16 protein-coding genes are annotated in these 17,144 nt (G+C 55.7%); 15 read left to right on the top strand and 1 reads right to left on the bottom strand.

The genetic code is table 11. The features are described 5' to 3' along the window. The gene (locus AAC620_RS07450; RefSeq protein WP_340243926.1) at positions 1-1,020 is read right to left on the bottom strand and encodes a cobalamin B12-binding domain-containing protein; all 1,020 of its coding nucleotides are present in this window, start codon (positions 1,018-1,020) and stop codon (positions 1-3) included. A 211-nt stretch (positions 1,021-1,231) separates the two neighbouring features. Between AAC620_RS07450 and bchF the strand changes: the two genes are divergently transcribed. The 15 genes from bchF to AAC620_RS07375 all read left to right on the top strand — a co-directional run bounded on the left by bchF (position 1,232) and on the right by AAC620_RS07375 (position 17,092). Then, on the top strand, positions 1,232-1,711 hold the full coding sequence (gene bchF / locus AAC620_RS07445; protein ID WP_317657104.1) for a 2-vinyl bacteriochlorophyllide hydratase: 480 nt from the start codon (positions 1,232-1,234) through the stop codon (positions 1,709-1,711). Next, the gene (locus AAC620_RS07440; protein WP_340243924.1) at positions 1,708-2,991 is read left to right on the top strand and encodes a ferredoxin:protochlorophyllide reductase (ATP-dependent) subunit N; all 1,284 of its coding nucleotides are present in this window, start codon (positions 1,708-1,710) and stop codon (positions 2,989-2,991) included. The genes bchF and AAC620_RS07440 overlap by 4 nt, the downstream gene beginning before the upstream one ends. Further along, on the top strand, positions 2,988-4,520 hold the full coding sequence (gene bchB, locus AAC620_RS07435) for a ferredoxin:protochlorophyllide reductase (ATP-dependent) subunit B (protein ID WP_340243922.1): 1,533 nt from the start codon (positions 2,988-2,990) through the stop codon (positions 4,518-4,520). Before AAC620_RS07440 ends, bchB begins: the two co-directional genes overlap by 4 nt. Further along, the gene (locus AAC620_RS07430) at positions 4,510-8,070 is read left to right on the top strand and encodes a magnesium chelatase subunit H (RefSeq protein WP_340243920.1); all 3,561 of its coding nucleotides are present in this window, start codon (positions 4,510-4,512) and stop codon (positions 8,068-8,070) included. Before bchB ends, AAC620_RS07430 begins: the two co-directional genes overlap by 11 nt. An 11-nt stretch (positions 8,071-8,081) precedes the next feature. Further along, complete coding sequence (gene bchL, locus AAC620_RS07425) at positions 8,082-9,044, top strand: ferredoxin:protochlorophyllide reductase (ATP-dependent) iron-sulfur ATP-binding protein (RefSeq protein ID WP_317657109.1); 963 nt, start codon at positions 8,082-8,084, stop codon at positions 9,042-9,044. Further along, positions 9,044-9,736 (top strand): magnesium protoporphyrin IX methyltransferase, encoded by a 693-nt coding sequence (bchM, locus tag AAC620_RS07420; protein ID WP_340243918.1) that lies wholly within the window; start codon positions 9,044-9,046, stop codon positions 9,734-9,736. The genes bchL and bchM overlap by 1 nt, the downstream gene beginning before the upstream one ends. Beyond that, entirely contained in the window at positions 9,733-11,154 is a 1,422-nt protein-coding gene (locus AAC620_RS07415) for a PucC family protein (RefSeq protein ID WP_340243916.1), read from the top strand. Before bchM ends, AAC620_RS07415 begins: the two co-directional genes overlap by 4 nt. 26 nt (positions 11,155-11,180) lie before the next feature. Next, positions 11,181-11,942, top strand: a complete 762-nt coding sequence (gene puhA, locus AAC620_RS07410) for a photosynthetic reaction center subunit H (protein ID WP_340243914.1) — start codon at positions 11,181-11,183, stop codon at positions 11,940-11,942. A gap of 30 nt (positions 11,943-11,972) precedes the next feature. Further along, positions 11,973-12,611 (top strand): photosynthetic complex putative assembly protein PuhB, encoded by a 639-nt coding sequence (gene puhB / locus AAC620_RS07405; RefSeq protein ID WP_317657114.1) that lies wholly within the window; start codon positions 11,973-11,975, stop codon positions 12,609-12,611. A 13-nt stretch (positions 12,612-12,624) separates the two neighbouring features. Then, positions 12,625-13,098, top strand: coding sequence for a photosynthetic complex assembly protein PuhC (puhC, locus tag AAC620_RS07400; RefSeq protein ID WP_340243912.1), 474 nt, complete (start codon positions 12,625-12,627; stop codon positions 13,096-13,098). 3 nt (positions 13,099-13,101) lie between these two features. Then, the gene (locus AAC620_RS07395; RefSeq protein ID WP_317657116.1) at positions 13,102-13,398 is read left to right on the top strand and encodes a hypothetical protein; all 297 of its coding nucleotides are present in this window, start codon (positions 13,102-13,104) and stop codon (positions 13,396-13,398) included. Continuing rightward, the gene (acsF, locus tag AAC620_RS07390; protein ID WP_340243909.1) at positions 13,395-14,513 is read left to right on the top strand and encodes a magnesium-protoporphyrin IX monomethyl ester (oxidative) cyclase; all 1,119 of its coding nucleotides are present in this window, start codon (positions 13,395-13,397) and stop codon (positions 14,511-14,513) included. The genes AAC620_RS07395 and acsF overlap by 4 nt, the downstream gene beginning before the upstream one ends. Then, positions 14,510-15,349 carry a putative photosynthetic complex assembly protein PuhE gene (gene puhE, locus AAC620_RS07385; protein WP_317657118.1) on the top strand — a complete coding sequence of 280 codons (840 nt, stop codon included), beginning with the start codon at positions 14,510-14,512 and terminating at the stop codon, positions 15,347-15,349. Before acsF ends, puhE begins: the two co-directional genes overlap by 4 nt. Further along, entirely contained in the window at positions 15,346-16,557 is a 1,212-nt protein-coding gene (gene hemA / locus AAC620_RS07380) for a 5-aminolevulinate synthase (RefSeq protein ID WP_317657119.1), read from the top strand. Before puhE ends, hemA begins: the two co-directional genes overlap by 4 nt. 91 nt (positions 16,558-16,648) lie before the next feature. Next, entirely contained in the window at positions 16,649-17,092 is a 444-nt protein-coding gene (locus tag AAC620_RS07375; protein ID WP_340243907.1) for a c-type cytochrome, read from the top strand. Positions 17,093-17,144: the final 52 nt, after the last annotated feature.

The raw sequence follows: 17,144 nt of genomic DNA, 5'->3' as shown, positions 1-17,144 counted from the left end.
TTACCTGTTCTCGGTCGCATCGTTTCGTTCAGTGCCTTGCAACGCTTCGGCGGGCTCAACGTCTGTTTTTATTAGCCCACAAAATTCAAGCGCAGCTTCGATATCAGCGGTCGCGAAGTCCGCCCCTGTGATGCCGACCGTATCGAGGCCAGAGTCTACAATAGACCCCCCCACGATGACGGGCGTTATACGAGGAACGCTCTGCTTTATTATTTCCACCAAATCCTTTACGGATGCAAGCGTTCTGCGCCCAGCCGCCGTGACACCTATCATGTCATACTTAAAACGCTTCACCCGCTCGGCAACCTGCCGTGCGTGTTGAGACACGGAAATATGAACATCGTAACCACGCCGTCTAAGCTGATCGGCAACAACAAATACACCGAGCGTATGATGCTCAGGATACGGAACAACCAATAGAATCGTGCCGCGGTTTTTAACAATCTCGCGGCGTTGCTGCGTGGTCAGTCCACGCACTGTTTCCTGCAATCGGGCCGAGCCGATGGAAACCTCGGCAAAGCTCAAACTGTCATTGGCCCATCGGAACCCCATCAAACGGGCGGTCGCGGGAATGACATAGTCAATGGTATCCTCGATGCTGACACCTTCTTGGGCCAGCTTGGTGAGGGCATCGTGACGATGCGCTTCTTCGGGCGAGATGAATGCCTCTGATAAGGTTTCCAGGCGGCGCGCGAGGCCCTCGGGGGTGGGTGCTGATTGACGCGCCAAAACAGAAATCGCGGCCTTGGCCAGCGAAGTAATTTCTGCCGTGCGTTTTTCCGTCCCTTTGCGGGACGTAGCGTCACCGTCTTGGGTCATTCGGCTCCTCACCACCAACAAGACTGAAGAGAAGGCAGTCTTACTGGCCTGTGTTAAAAGATCGGGGCGATCTTTTTCCTTGTATTGGCCGCTATAGTCGCGGCCCGTCATCTGTCTGCCGCGTGTGTTGCACAACCGCTGCCCTGTCTCAAGGGCAGTTGTTTCGCCTGCAAGTGTCTCGCAAACGACCGCATCTGTCAAAGAAAATTGACAATTCCCTTGCGTCAACAAGCGCCAAAGCGCCGATGGGCGCCTTGGATGCAAAAAATATTGGGAAATTAGCGCTCGTGTCACAGGGCCATTGCCCTTGCAAAACTGGCGACTGTCAAGTTCAAGACTGTAAGTTTTAATTGACACTTTAGCCCTTTGAGGGCTAGCCTTTCCTTAATTGACAGACTGGAATCAAAGACAAATGCCATCGGATAGTCTGACAGCAAGCCCGTCACGCAAGCTTTACAGCGTGGATGAGCGCGCAAGGCGTGACGCAACCATCTGGACATTGGTTCAGGGGATTCTTGCGCCGATTCAATTTGTTGTCTTTCTTGTATCGCTTGCGCTGGTCGGACGATTCTTGATCACCGGCGCGGGCTATGACCTCGCCACATATTCCATCATTGCCAAAACGGCGGTGCTTTTGACCATCATGGTGACAGGCGCGATTTGGGAAAAAGTGGTGTTTGGCCAATATCTTTTCGCCCCCGCATTCTTTTGGGAGGATGTGGTCAGCTTTCTCGTGATCGCATTGCATTTGGCCTATGTGGCGGCTTTGATCCAAGAGGTGCCTGCGGTTCAGCAGATGTGGATCGCGCTCGCGGCCTATGCGGCCTATGTGATCAACGCGGCGCAGTTCCTTTATAAGCTGCGCCAAGCACGGCTGGAGGGGGACAGATGAACACCCCTGCACCGATCAAGGCCCAAAGCTGCGCCGATGCGCCCGTTCTCAAAGAGCGCGGACAGCGCGAGGTATTCTGCGGCCTCACGGGCATCATTTGGCTTCACCGTAAAATGCAGGATGCGTTTTTCCTCGTTGTCGGCAGCCGCACCTGCGCGCATCTTTTGCAATCTGCCGCGGGTGTGATGATTTTTGCCGAACCCCGTTTTGGCACAGCAATCCTCGAAGAAACCGATTTGGCGGGCATGGCAGATGCCAATGACGAATTGGATCGCGAGGTTGCACGGCTGTTGTCGCGCCGTCCTGATATCAAGCAGCTTTTCCTTGTGGGATCTTGTCCTTCTGAGGTGATCAAGTTGGATCTTGCCCGCGCGGCCGAGCGTTTGACGACCGCCCACGCCCCCCATGTGCGAGTGCTGAATTATTCGGGCAGCGGGATTGAAACCACATTTACCCAAGGCGAGGATGCTTGCCTTGCCGCGATGGTGCCTGTTCTGAAGGAAAGCCAAGCGCGGGAATTGGTCTTGGTTGGCGCCTTGCCCGATGTGGTCGAAGATCAGGCCGTCACGCTTTTGTCGGAGATGGGCATTGGCCCGATCCGTGTTCTGCCGTCCTCGCGTGCTGAGGGTGCGCCCGAGATTGGTGAAAATACCGTCTTTGCCTGCCTCCAACCGTTTTTGGGTGACACGACAGCCGCACTTGAGCGGCGCGGCGCGCGGCGGATTACGGCGCCGTTTCCCTTTGGGGAGGAGGGCACAACCCTATGGCTGCGCGCCATCGCCGATGAGTTTGGCGTAGATGATGCCACCTTTGCCCGTGTTACGGATGCCCCCCGCGCCCGCGCCCGCAAGGCCATTGAGAATGCAAGCGCGGCTTTGCGTGGGAAATCCGTGTTCTTCATGCCCGACAGCCAGTTGGAAATCCCACTCGCGCGGTTCTTGACCCGTGAATGTGGAATGGAGGCCGTTGAGATCGGCGCACCCTATATCCATCGTGGCTTGGTTGGCCCTGATTTGGCGTTGATCCCTGAGGGGCCGCGCATTTCAGAAGGGCAGGATGTTGATGTCCAACTTGACCGCGTGCGCGCTGCGCGCCCCGATTTGACGGTTTGCGGTCTGGGTTTGGCAAATCCCCTTGAGGCCGAAGGTCTGAGCACAAAATGGGCGATTGAGTTGGTCTTTACCCCCGTCCATTTTTACGAGCAGGCGGGGGATTTGGCAGGGCTCTTTTCACGCCCCTTGCGCCGCCGCGCGATCCTCGAGCAGGGGGCCGCGCGATGAAATTGACCGTCTGGACATATGAAGGCCCACCCCATGTTGGTGCCATGCGTGTCGCGACCGCGATGCGCGGTCTGCATTATGTGCTGCACGCGCCGCAAGGTGACACCTATGCGGATTTATTATTCACGATGATTGAGCGGCGCGACCACCGCCCGCCTGTCACATATACAACATTTGAGGGGCGCGACTTGGGCGCAGATACTGCGGGCATCTTCCGCGATACCTGCCGCGCGGCCTATGAGCGGTTTGTGCCTCAAGCCATGATTGTGGGGGCCTCTTGCACCGCGGAATTGATCCAAGATGATCCCGGTGGCTTGGCAGAAACCATGGGTCTGCCTATCCCTGTGATCCCATTGGAACTGCCGTCTTATCAGCGCAAAGAAAACTTCGGCACCGATGAGACGTTCTTTCAAATCGTAAAAGCCTTGGCCAAACCCATGCCGCGCAGTGCGGACGTTTCGGTCAATCTTCTTGGCCCCTTGGCGCTTGGGTTTCGGCATCGAGACGATATTGAAGAAATCAAACATCTTCTGGCACAAATGGGCATTGCCGTGAATGTTGTTGCCCCATTTGGTGCAACGCCTGAGGATATCGCGCGATTGGGCGCGGCCCATGCCAATATCCTGATGTATCCTGAGCATGCCGAGGCAGCGGCACGGCATCTTGAGCGGGTCTGCGATCAACCTTACACAAAAACTGTGCCGATTGGCGTAGGCGCGACCCATGATTTCGTGAATGAACTGGCTCAAATCTGCGGTGTAGAGCCAAAAATCGACACAACCCGCCTGCGCCAACCTTGGTGGAGCAAGTCAGTCGATAGCACCTATCTGACGGGCAAGCGCGTGTTTCTATTCGGGGATGCGACCCATGTGCAGGCCGCCGCCCGCATCGCCCGTGATGAGATGGGGTTCGAGGTGGTTGGGCTTGGCTGCTACAATCGCGAATTTGCCCGCCCCATCCGTGCCTTGGCCAAAGAGTTTGGTCTAGAGGCCTTAATCAGTGACGATTATCTTGCCGTTGAGCAAGCCATCGAAGAAGCTGCGCCCGAGATGATCCTTGGCACCCAGATGGAGCGCCATATCGGCAAGCGTTTGGGTATCCCCTGCGCCGTGATCTCGGCCCCGGTTCATGTGCAAGATTTCCCTGCCCGCTATTCGCCCCAAATGGGATGGGAAGGCGCAAATGTCATTTTCGATACATGGATTCACCCCCTTGTGATGGGTCTTGAGGAACATTTGCTGACCATGTTCCGCGAAGATTTCGAATTCCATGATGACGCAGGCGCCAGTCACCACGGGGGTAAGGCTGTGGCCCCCACTGCCCCCACGCCTGAGGTTCACGAGCGCGCACAAGACACGGGCTCCGATGTCATGGTTTGGCTTGCTTGTGCGGAAAAAGAATTGAAGAAAATCCCGTTCTTTGTGCGGGGTAAGGCCAAGCGGAATACCGAAAAATTCGCAGCCGAGCGCGGCATGTCTGAGATCAGCGTAGATACGCTTTATGAGGCGAAGGCCCATTATGCGCGGTGATGGCGATCATATCCCCGGCTATCGCGTGGTCATCGTCACGTTGGATAGCCATGCGGCAGGCCCTGCCGCCCGCGTCAGCGAAAGGTTGTCGGGCGAGTTTCCAGGGCTGTCTGTCTCCGTCCATGCCAGTGCCGAATGGGCCGAGAACCCCGCCGCCTTGGAAGAGGCGCGTTTGGCTGTGCGCCATGGCGATATCATTGTCGCCAATCTTTTGTTCATTGAAGAACATATCACCGCAATCTTGCCCGACTTGCAGGCCCGCCGTGATGCCTGTGATGCGATGATTGGGGTGATCTCGGCCAAAGAGGTCGTATCGCTGACACGTATGGGCGAGTTGGATATGCTCAAGCCCGCCTCAGGCGCGATGAAGCTTTTGAAAAAGCTGCGTGGTTCATCCAAACCAAACGCGAATTCTGGGCATAAGCAGATGACTATGCTGCGCCGATTGCCAAAAATTCTGCGCTTTATTCCCGGCAAGGCGCAGGATTTGCGCGCATGGTTTTTGACGATGCAATATTGGTTGGGTGGCTCGGATGATAATGTCGAGCAAATGATCCGCTTCTTGGTGGGTCGCTATTCCAGCCAATCTGATCTTCATGGTGCAGAGGCGGAAGCGCCGATTGATTACCCAGAACTTGGGCTCTATCACCCCGACTTGCCGCATAATGGCATCACCACCGATCTCGCTGATTTGCCCCAGCCTGAAAATCCGATTGCGACAGTCGGCTTGTTGATGATGCGCTCTTACATTCTGGCATCTGACACCGCCCATTATGATGGCGTGATCCGTCAAATGCAGGCCGCAGGTTTGGCCGTGGTTCCCGCCTTTGCGGGTGGGTTGGATGGCCGTCCTGCAATTTCTGAGTATTTCACGAATGACCGCGTGGATGCGATGGTGTCGTTGACGGGCTTTAGCCTCATTGGTGGCCCCGCCTATAATGACAGCGCGGCGGCGGTTGAGGTGCTGCGCGATCTCGATTTGCCCTATATCGCCGCGCATCCGATTGAATTTCAGACTTTGGGCCAATGGGCCGCATCAGGTGGCGGGCTTGGCCCAGTTGAGACTACGATGCTGGTTGCGCTGCCCGAGATTGATGGCGCGACAAATCCGACTGTTTTTGGTGGTCGCCATGGTGCGGAAGGTTGCCAAGGGTGCAGCCATATGTGCCAAGCCAGTGCCTGTCAAAAGGCGATGGCCCCGTGCCATGAGCGTATCGCGTCATTGGTAGAAAAAACCGCACGTCTGGCGGTTTTGCGGCGCAAAGCGAACCGTGACAAACGGATTTCAGTTGTTCTCTTCGGTTTTCCGCCCAATGCGGGCGCTGTGGGAACCGCGGCCTATCTCAGTGTCTTTGAAAGTCTCTATAACACGCTTTCGACCCTGAAATCCGAAGGCTATCAGGTTGATCTGCCCGCTTCGGTCGATGATCTGCGCGCAGCGGTTCTTAAGGGCAACGCGGCGCAATATGGGCAAGAGGCCAATGTGGCCGATATTGTTGATGCAGACACGATCTTGCGCAACACGCCCCCCTTGGCCGCGATCGAAGCGGCGTGGGGCCCCGCGCCTGGTAAGGTGCAGTCAAACGGTCGCGGTGTGTTCATTTTAGGCGCCCATTTCGGCAATGTTTTTGTCGGTGTGCAGCCCACCTTTGGCTATGAAGGTGATCCAATGCGCCTGTTGTTTGAGACAGGTTTTGCGCCCACCCATGCCTTTGCGCAATTTTATCTTTGGTTGCGCAATACGTTTAAGGCAGATGCGATTTTGCATTTTGGCATGCATGGCGCGCTTGAGTTCATGCCTGGAAAACAGGCGGGGCTTGGCGCGCGTGATTGGCCTGATCGTTTAATCGGCGAAGTGCCGAATATTTATCTTTACGCGTCAAATAACCCGTCAGAGGCAACGTTGGCCAAGCGGCGCTCTAATGCCGTTACAGTCACGCATTTGACCCCACCTTTGGCGGCTTCGGGTCTGTATAAGGGCCTGTCCGAGCTAAAAGATAGCCTGTCGCGCTATCGCAGTCTTGCTCCTGATGCGCATGAGCGCGCCGACCTTGCCGCGCTGATTGCGATGCAGGCCGAAGCGGTCGATTTGGATGGCAGCGACCCCGATCATCTGTGGTTGACCCTGCTTGAAACGGAAACGGCGCTGATCCCAGACGGCTTGCATGTCATGGGCCGCCCCATGGGGGATGCGGAACGGGCGGAACATTTGCGCGTGATGGCCGAAACAGACCCTGAAACGTTGGATCGGGTCGATCACTTGCTGCAAGAGGATCACGAATTGCCTGCGCTGATGCGCGCCCTATCGGCGCGCTATATCGCGCCTGTTGCAGGCGGCGACCTCATCCGCAGCCCTGATGTTTTGCCAACGGGGCGCAATATTCACGCCTTTGATCCGTTCCGTATGCCCACCGCGTTTGCGATGCAGGACGGTGCGAAACAAGCGCAGCGTTTGCTTGATGCGGCGGGTGATTTGCCCCGTTCGGTGGCGATTGTTCTTTGGGGGTCTGATAACATTAAATCTGATGGTGGGCCGATTGCGCAGGCGATGGCGCTGATGGGCGCTGTCCCCCGATTTGATGGATATGGGCGCCTTTGCGGGGCTGATTTGATCCCGCTTACCGAACTGGGCCGTCCGCGCATTGATGTTGTGATGACGCTGTCGGGTATCTTCCGCGACCTTCTTCCCCTTCAGACACGGATGTTGGCAGAAGCGGCCTATAAGGCCGCAACGGCGGATGAGCCTTGCGCAGAAAATTTCATCCGCGCCCATGCCCTCGATTATGCGCAGAAAATGGGCTGCGATATCGAAGACGCTGCCTTGCGCGTGTTCTCAAACGCCGAAGGGGCCTATGGGTCGAATGTCAACGCCTTGGTCGATAGTGGCGCATGGGGTGAAGAGGACGAACTGGCCGATGCCTATGAGGCCCGCAAAAGTTTTGCTTATGGCCGTGACGGGAAAGCCAAGAAAAACGCAAGCCTCCTTCAGGCCGCTTTAAGCGATGTTGATTTGGCCTATCAGAACCTTGAATCGGTCGAATTGGGGGTCACCACGGTTGATCACTATTTCGACACTTTGGGCGGCATTTCGCGTGCTGTTAAACGCGCAAAAGGCAGCGATGCGCCCGTGTTCATCGGAGATCAAACCCGCGGTGCGGGCATCGTGCGCAGCCTGCAAGACCAAGTGGCGCTTGAGACGCGGTCGCGCAGTCTGAACCCGAAATGGTTCGAAGGGATGTTGAAACATGGCCACGAAGGCGTGCGCCAGATTGAAGCGCAAGTGACCAACACGCTTGGGTGGTCGGCGACCACAGGACAGGTCGAACCTTGGGTGTATCAACGCCTGTCCGAAACCTTTGTCTTGGATGAAGAGATGCGGCGGCGTTTGTCGGCGCTGAACCCGCAGGCTTCTGTGCGGATGGCAAACCGCCTTCTTGAGGCGTTTGAACGCAATTACTGGCAGCCCGATGATGAAACTTTGGCCGCGCTTCAGGCCAGTGCCGATGAGTTGGAAGACCGACTCGAAGGCCTGGATGTTGCAGCGGAATAGGAGAGACCACGATGCTTGACCATAAAAATCCCCCAGCCGCCCGCGCGAACGCGCGAGAGGCCGAAGGACTGGCCAAGCGGGGCCTGGCCACCCCCCCAATTTTGCGCAAGGGCGAGGATGGGGATGGGTCGGTGCAGGTGCATCAGGATGCAAGCCTGAAGATCGAAGGCGCGCAGGTCTTTGCGGTTTATGGTAAGGGCGGGATTGGCAAATCCACAACTTCCTCAAACCTCTCTGCCGCGTTCAGCAAATTGGGCAAGCGTGTTTTGCAAATCGGCTGTGATCCAAAACATGACAGCACATTTACCCTGACGGGGCATTTGCAGCCGACTGTGATTGATATCTTGAAGGATGTCGATTTTCACGCCGAAGAACTGCGCCCCGAGGATTTCGTGACCACGGGTTACAATGGCGTCATGTGTGTCGAGGCAGGCGGCCCCCCCGCTGGCACGGGCTGCGGCGGTTATGTTGTGGGTCAAACAGTGAAACTGCTGAAACAGCATCACATGTTAGACGATACGGATGTCGTCTTGTTTGATGTTCTGGGCGATGTGGTCTGCGGCGGTTTTGCAGCCCCCTTGCAGCACGCAGATCGTGCCTTGATCGTCACAGCGAATGATTTTGACAGCATTTATGCGATGAACCGCATCATTGCGGCAGTGCAGGCCAAATCCAAGAATTACAACGTCCGCCTTGCGGGGTGTGTCGCGAACCGCTCGCGCGATACCGATGAGGTGGATCGTTACTGTTCAGAGGTCGGGTTCCGCCGCATTGGCCATATGCCTGATGTGGATGCCATTCGCCGTTCCCGCCTCAAGAAAAAGACATTGTTCGAGATGCCCGATGATGAGGATATCGTGCAATGCCGTGCAGAATATATCCGTTTGGCTGAAACGCTTTGGGCTGGCACAGAACCACTTGCGCCTGAACCCTTGGAGGATCGGCGTATCTTCGAATTGCTAGGGTTTGATTGATGGTCGCAACGCCGACATATGGCGCGACCCGCGCCCGTGTTGAAGAATATTTCGACAGAACCGCTACCAAAACGTGGGAGCGGCTGACCTCGGACGCGCCTGTCTCGCGCGTGCGCCAAACTGTGCGCGAAGGGCGTGATCAAATGCGCGCGATAATGCTTGGGCAATTGCCTGAGGATTTGACGGGATTGCGCATTTTGGATGCGGGCTGTGGTGCGGGGCAGATGACCGCTGAACTGGCTGCGCGGGGCGCATATGTAGTCGCGATTGATATCTCGCCCTCTTTGGTTGAAATCGCGAAAAAGCGCCTTCCAGAAACTTTGCAATCTCAGGTCGAGTTTCGCGCAGGCGATATGCTGTCCCCTGATTTGGGCAGCTTTGATCATGTGATCGCGATGGACTCGATGATCTATTACGAGGCGCAAGATTTGGGCCGCGCCTTGGCGCAGCTCTGTCCGCGCGTTTCTGGTAAGGTGGTGTTCACAGTTGCGCCGCGCACAGCGTTTTTGATGGCCTTTTGGGGTTTGGGAAAATTGTTCCCGCGCTCGGATCGCTCGCCTGTGATGATCCCGCATACGGCGAAATATCTGCGTCATCATACGTCACAAACAGGCGCAACAGGCTCGATTTCCGAGGTCGCGCGGGTCTCGCGCGGGTTTTATATCTCCTCTTGTTTGGAGTATGTGAAATGAGCGCCTTGTCTCGCATCTCCACCAAATTCTTGCCCTTTGCAGATGCCGCGAGTGACGCGTTGCCTTTGGCACAATTGCTACGCTTGTCCCTGTTTCAGATCTCCGTTGGGATGGCGGGGGTCATGCTTTTGGGCACGCTGAACCGCGTGATGATCGTAGAGCTGTCATTGCCTGCAACATTGGTGGCGATCATGGTCGCCTTGCCTGTGTTGATTGCGCCGTTTCGTGCCTTTTTGGGTCACAAATCGGATCACCATCGCAGTGCGTTGGGGTGGAAGCGGATCCCTTATTTGTGGTTTGGCACGCTGTGGCAGTTTGGTGGTCTCGCGATCATGCCTGCAAGCCTGTTGGTTTTGGGCGGTGATGTTGTGCACGAGGTGCCCTTTGCGGGCGAGGTTCTTGCGGGGCTTGCCTTTGTCATGACGGGTTTGGGGATGCATATGACCCAAACCGCAGGGCTTGCTTTGGCTGCAGATCGCGCGACCGAGGACACACGGCCACGGGTCGTGGCGTTGCTCTATGTCATGTATTTGGTGGGCATGGCGGTTTCAGCCCTCGTGATTGGCTGGCTGCTGCGCGATTTCTCGGGCTTGACCCTGATCCGTGTCGTGCAAGGCGCGGCTGTTGCGACCTTGGTGCTGAATATGATTGCCCTTTGGAAGCAGGAAAAAGTCCGCCCGATGACCAAGGCCGAGCGGGAAGAGCCTGCGCCAAGTTTTGGCGATGCATGGCGCGATTTTGCGCGCGGCGGCCCTGCGGGCAGGCTTTTGGTTGTGGTGTTCCTTGGCACCATGGCCTTCAACATGCAGGATGTCTTGCTCGAACCTTATGGCGGCGAAATCCTTGGGTTGAGCGTATGGAAAACAACGCTTTTGACCGCGACATGGTCAGCGGGGGCCTTGGTTGGTTTCGCGTTGGCCGCGCGTTGGCTGTCAGATGGCATCAACCCTTATCGGATGGGCGCGCGCGGGATATTGGCGGGGCTTGCCGCGTTTTCCGCTGTGATTTTTGCAAATCCGATGGCGTCTGAATTTATGTTCTTCTTGGGCGCCTGCCTCATTGGTTTTGGCGGCGGCTTGTTTTCAGTTTCAACGCTCACCGCCGCAATGACCATGCCCGCCGAGGGCAGTGCGGGCCGTGGCTTGGCGCTTGGCGCATGGGGCGCGGCTCAGGCAACGGCCGCAGGTCTGTCCATCGCAATCGGGGGTGGCCTGCGTGACACGATTAACCAGATCGCCATCTCCGGCGGCTTGGGCGAGGCGTTGAATAGCCCCGCCACGGGCTATTCGGTCGTCTATCATTTTGAAATTTTGCTTCTGTTTTTCACCCTTGTCGCTTTGGGCCCGCTTGTGCGGACGCAAAGCACATACTCGCGCGGGGAGGCCGGCAAGATCGGGCTCGCCGACCTGCCCACGTAACCGCCGAACCTAGGAGGATAAAATCCATGGAAAATGCATTTTTCGGCAATTTTGATCTGGCCAGCCTGTCTATTTGGCTGTTTTGGATCTTCTTCGCCCTACTGATTTACTATCTGCAAACTGAAAATATGCGGGAAGGCTATCCGCTGGAGAATGATGATGGCAGCGTTGCCGCCAATCAGGGGCCTTTTCCTTTGCCAAAGGAAAAGACATTCAAACTGATGCATGGCCGCGGTGAAGTCACTGTTCCAGGCAAGGATGTGCAAGCGCGTGACAATCTGGCCCTGCGTCAGACCAATGCTGCGAATGGCTATCCGTTTGAGCCCACTGGCGATCCAATGGTTGATGGTGTTGGCCCTGCAAGCTGGGCAAAGCGCCGTGACCTGCCCGAATTGGACGGCCATGGTCATCCGAAAATTGTCCCTATGGGGCAGATGGACGATTACCGCATTTCAGCGGGTCGTGATCCGCGTGGCCTTACGGTTATCGCGGGGGATGGCGCTGCAGCAGGCACTGTGACCGATATGTGGGTCGATGCGCCCGAGCAATTGGTGCGGTATCTTGAGGTTGAAGTTGCTGACGGAACCGCCCGCTTGGTTCCGATCCAGATGGCCAAGATCAAATCTGACCGCGTTGTCGTCAATTCGATCTTTGCAGAGCAGTTCACCAAAGTCCCTGTCACTAAGTCACCCAATCAAGTGACCTTGCTTGAGGAAGATAAAATCTCAGGCTTCTACGGTGGCGGCACGCTCTACGCCTCCCAAGAGCGGACAGACCCGCTTTTGTAATTTCTTACCACCTCTAAAGGAGGACGACCCATGCCACATGACGACTTTCAGACCGAGCCTGTTCGTGGTTTGCCCGAAAAGCCCCCTGCTGGAGAAGAAATTCTTTGGCAGGGCGCACCCCATTGGTTTGCTCTGGCGAAAGATGCGCTGAGTTTCTGGTGGGTCGTTGGATATTTCCTATTCCTCTTCGCTTGGCGCACCACATCTGGGGCTGCCGTCACCTCATGGGCCGACAGTGCGATTGCTGCATCCTTCTTCTTGGTGCTTGGCGCGATTGTGGCGGTTCTGCTTTTGGGTGTGGCCTATGTCCAAGCCAAAGCAACGGTTTACACCATCACGAACCGCCGTGTTGCGATGCGGATTGGTGCAGCTTTGACGATGACGTTGAACTTGCCCTACCGTCAGGTGGCCAATGCGAATTTGGGACTGCGTAAGGATGGGACTGGCACGATTGCCTTGGAATTGATGCCATCCAATGTGCGGTTGTCCTATTTGAACACATGGCCCCATGTGCGGCCATGGGTGATGAAAAACACCCAACCTGCGTTGCGTTGCATTCCTGATGCGCAAAACGTGGCTGCGATCCTGTCTGAGGCGGCAGAAACCGTGGTCAGCCAACCCGTTGTCAAACGTGATCCTGCGCCAAGTGGCGCGGTTGCGGCAGAATAAGGGGGATCTGATTATGGCAATGAGCCCTGAAGACAAACTGGTCGAACGTGACCGCGAAATGGTGCCCAAGGTACTGGTGCGCGCAATGTTTGTGCTGTGCATGAGCGTTCTTGTCATCGTGACCTATGCCAAGCTGACGGATCGCCCGCTCGCGGCAATGCCCCCATCCGCGGATGAACTGCCCGTTGTGGAAGAGCGTCTGATCCAGATTTTCGGCTCTATGGATGGATCAGCACGCGTGATGGATACCGAAGGCAATGTGATTGTCACCTTGAGCAAAGAGGAAGGTGGCTTTGTCGCGGGGATTTATCGCGTGCTTGAACGCCGCCGCGGCGCTGTTGGCGCATCTGGCAGTGATCCAATCCGTTTGGTTCGGATGGCTGATGGCCGCCTCGCCCTACGCGATGATCTGACGGATTTCCGCACCGAGCTTTATGGCTTTGGCGCGGATAACGAGCGGGTTTTTGCCCGCATCATGGAGGAATGACCCATGGGATGGATGACCAGAACGACCGAAACGGCCCCTTGCGAGGTTGAGGTGAGCCACAAATTCGAAAGCCTGCACGCGCATGTGAAATTCTTGAACGGCGCAACCATTAATCCAGGTGACGAGGTATTGGTGCATGGCGCGCCAGTGATGGCGCCTTATGGCGAAGTGGTGTGTGAAACCCGCACCGCCACGATCACCCGCGCCAGCAAAATCGAACAGCTTTGGACAAAAATGACAGGTGATTTCGAGTTCATGGAGCTATGCGAATTTAGTTTCTCAGAGGAGGTTTCGCTATGAATGTCCAAGCAAAACATTCCGCAGATGCGACCACCGTTGAAGATGCTTTGGCGGCACGCAATTACGAACAAGCGGTGGTTGACAGTGAAAGCGCAACCGCGCTTGCGATGCAAAACACGCTTTTGACCCCGCGGTTTTACACGACCAATTTTGACGAATTGGATGCGATTGATGTTTCATCAGTCCGCAGCGATTGGGATCAGCTGATTGATCAAATGAAATCCGACCCCAATAAGGGCCATTTCAAGAAAAACGAAGATTGGGATCACATCGATTGGGATGGGATGGAGCCAAAGCTGAAAAAGGAATTCATTGATTTCCTGGTTTCCTCCTGCACGGCCGAATTCTCGGGCTGTGTTCTCTACAAAGAAATGAAACGGCGCGGCAGCAATGAGGATATCACCACATTGTTCCAGTTGATGGCCCGTGATGAAGCCCGCCATGCAGGTTTTATCAATGACGCGCTGCGGGAAGCTGGGATTGCGGTGAATTTGGGCTTTCTGACGCAAGCCAAGAAATACACCTATTTCCAGCCGAAATTCATCTATTACGCCACATATCTGTCCGAAAAGATCGGCTATGCGCGCTATATCACCATCTTCCGCCATCTTGAGGCGCATCCTGAACATCGATTCCATCCGATTTTCAAATGGTTCAAGGAATGGTGCAACGATGAGTTTAGCCATGGCGAGGCATTCGCGCTGTTGATGAAAACTGATCCCAAGCTGACGCGCGGCGTGAATGTTTTGTGGATCAAATTCTTCCTCACTGCCGTGTTCGCAACGATGTATGTGCGCGACCACCAACGCCCCGCTTTTCACGAGGCTTTGGGTGTAGATACCGATTGGTATGGCCACGAAGTGTTCCGCAAAACCAGTGACATCTCAAAGCAGATTTTCCCGATCACTTTGGACATTGATCATCCCCGTTGGCAGAAAGGTCTGACGGCCTTGCAAGCCGCCAATGCGGATTTGGCCGATGCCAAGGCGCATGGCAAATTCTTCAAGCGAATTGGCGCAAGCATTCGTGCGGGTCTGGCCTTTGTGAACCTGTTCACGATCCCTGCCAAATCTCATGCCGTGCCTGTCAGCACGCGGATGGAGCCCGTCTATTGATCGCGGCTGCGCTGCATAATCCTTGGGTGGCCGCCTTGGTCGCCTTGTTCCTGTGGTGGTTTTCCACAGGGGCAATCCTTTTGGTTGTGCGGCGCGCTGATCAGGCAGGCCGTCAGGCCCGAATTTGGGCCGTTTTGATGAACCTGCCCTTTTTGATCTTGGGGGCGGTTGGGTTCTTGGAATCCCGCTATGACGAGAGCCTAGCCGGGGTTTATGTGGCGTTTTTATCTGCCATCGCGCTTTGGGGGTGGATCGAGCTTGCCTTTTTGACGGGTGTCATCACGGGCCCCAATCGCAACCGCCTGAGGGATGGGGTTCCTGAATGGGAACGCTTTATCCGCGCATGGGGCACCATTGCCTATCATGAGCTTCTGTTGGTGTTCATGATGGTGACGATGATCCTGTTTAGTCTGGATGCCGTGAACCCCTTTGGGATGTGGACATTCGCAATTCTGTTTTTCGCGCGGATCAGCGCCAAGCTGAACCTTTATCTTGGGGTGCGGAAAATCAATGTGGAATTCATTCCCGAACCCCTGAACCATTTGCCAAGTCACTTTCGCACCGCGCGGATGAATTGGCTGTTTCCGCTCTCGATCACGGGCCTCAGCTTTGCCGCGGCCTGTTGGATGGAGCGGATTTGGAGCGCGCAAACCATGTCGCAAGAGATTGGTTTCGCTTTATTGGCAGCCCTGACCATGCTCGCTTTGTTAGAGCATTGGTTCATGGTTCTGCCCCTTCCCGATGAACGGCTGTGGCGGTGGATGCTTCCGTCTCGCCAAAGCAATGGCCAAGACGGCCCCCAGATCGCTATTTTGCAAAATGAGGACGTGCGATGAATTTTGACAAACTCTTTCAGAGCCAGTTGGACACCCTGAAACAAGAGGGCAATTATCGCGTCTTCGCAGAATTGCAGCGCAAATGTGGAGATTTCCCCCGCGTCCAAAATCACGGCGAAGGTCAAGAAGAAGTCACTGTTTGGTGCTCGAATGACTATTTGGGCATGGGCCAACACCCCGATGTGATCAAGGCAATGATCGACACAGTCGAGGCCTGCGGCACAGGTGCAGGCGGCACGCGCAATATCTCGGGCAATGCCTATCACCACAAATTGCTCGAGGCGGAATTGGCTGACCTGCACGGTAAGGAAGCGGCCCTTCTGTTCACTTCGGGCTATGTTTCAAATTGGGCCGCCCTGTCGACTTTGGGCAGCCGTCTTCCGAATGCGGTGATTTTGTCGGATGCGTTGAATCACGCCTCTATGATTGAGGGCATCCGTCATGCACGATGCGAAAAGCGGGTTTGGAAGCACAACGATGTTGCCGATTTGGATCGGCAATTGGCAGAATTGCCCGCCAATGCGACCAAGATTGTCGCGTTTGAGTCGGTCTATTCGATGGATGGCGACATTGCGCCGATCCGCGAGATCGTTGAAGTGGCCGAAAAGCATGGCGCGATGACCTATATTGACGAGGTTCACGCGGTCGGCATGTATGGCCCGCGCGGCGGCGGTGTGGCCGAGCGCGAAGGGCTGATGGATCGCATCACCCTGATCGAAGGCACGCTTGGCAAGGCCTATGGTGTGGTTGGTGGCTATATCACGGGCAGCCATGCATTGGTGGATTTCATCCGCAGCTTTGCCAGCGGGTTTATCTTTACAACTGCTCTGCCCCCTGCCGTTGCGGCGGCCGCGCGCGCCTCGATTCATCATCTGAAAAACTCAAGCTATGAGCGCGACATGCAGCAACGCCAAGTTGCCCGTTTGCGCGCCCGTCTTGATGCCGAAGGCATCCCGCATGTCCACAATGACAGCCACATCATCCCTGTGATGGTGAAAGACCCCGTGAAATGCAAAATGCTATCGGATATTTTGATGGAACAATTCGGCATTTATGTGCAGCCAATCAATTATCCTACAGTTCCCAAAGGCACCGAGCGCCTGCGCTTTACCCCTGGCCCTTTGCACACGGATGAGGACATCGAATATCTCGTTTTGGCCCTGAAAACACTCTGGAAACAATGTGCTGTTTCGCATGCAGTCGCGTAGATGTGACAAGTTTTCTGTAAATTGCCCTTGGAGCGGCTTGAAAAAGGGCTAGGTTGCTGAGCGGTTACCTTTAACCGAGGGAGAGAGAACCATGAAAAAATCTGCAATCATCGCAGCAGTCGCAGGACTATGCGCTGCAACGTCCGCCTTGGCGGATGGCCATGGCGCATCAGGTGATGCGGCTGCAGGTGAGCGTGTCTTCAATCAATGTGTCGCCTGCCACGTGGTGGCAAACGATGCAGGTGAAACTCTGGCAGGCCGCAATGGCCGCACAGGCCCAAATCTTTACGGCGTTGCAGGTCGTCCTGCGGCATCGATCGAAGATTTCCGTTATTCTCCATCTATCACCGCGGCAGGTGAAGCAGGGGTTGTTTGGACGGAAGAGGCGTTTGTGGCCTATGTGCAAGACCCGACCGCCTTTTTGAAGGAAGCAACCGGTGACAACCGCGCACGCAGTGCTATGGCGTTCCGTGCTCGTAACGAAGATGACGCGAAAAACGTCTATGCATATCTCGCAAGCCTTGCGGCGCAGTAACCGCATCGTTTTGTGACGGCATTGAAAAGGGCAGACATTGAGCTGCCCTTTT

This window comes from Roseobacter sp. HKCCA2468 (assembly GCF_037805105.1).
Classification (GTDB): Bacteria; Pseudomonadota; Alphaproteobacteria; order Rhodobacterales; family Rhodobacteraceae; genus M30B80.
The sequence above is the reverse complement of the archived record's forward strand: the minus strand, read 5'-3'. Positions and strand labels throughout refer to the sequence as shown.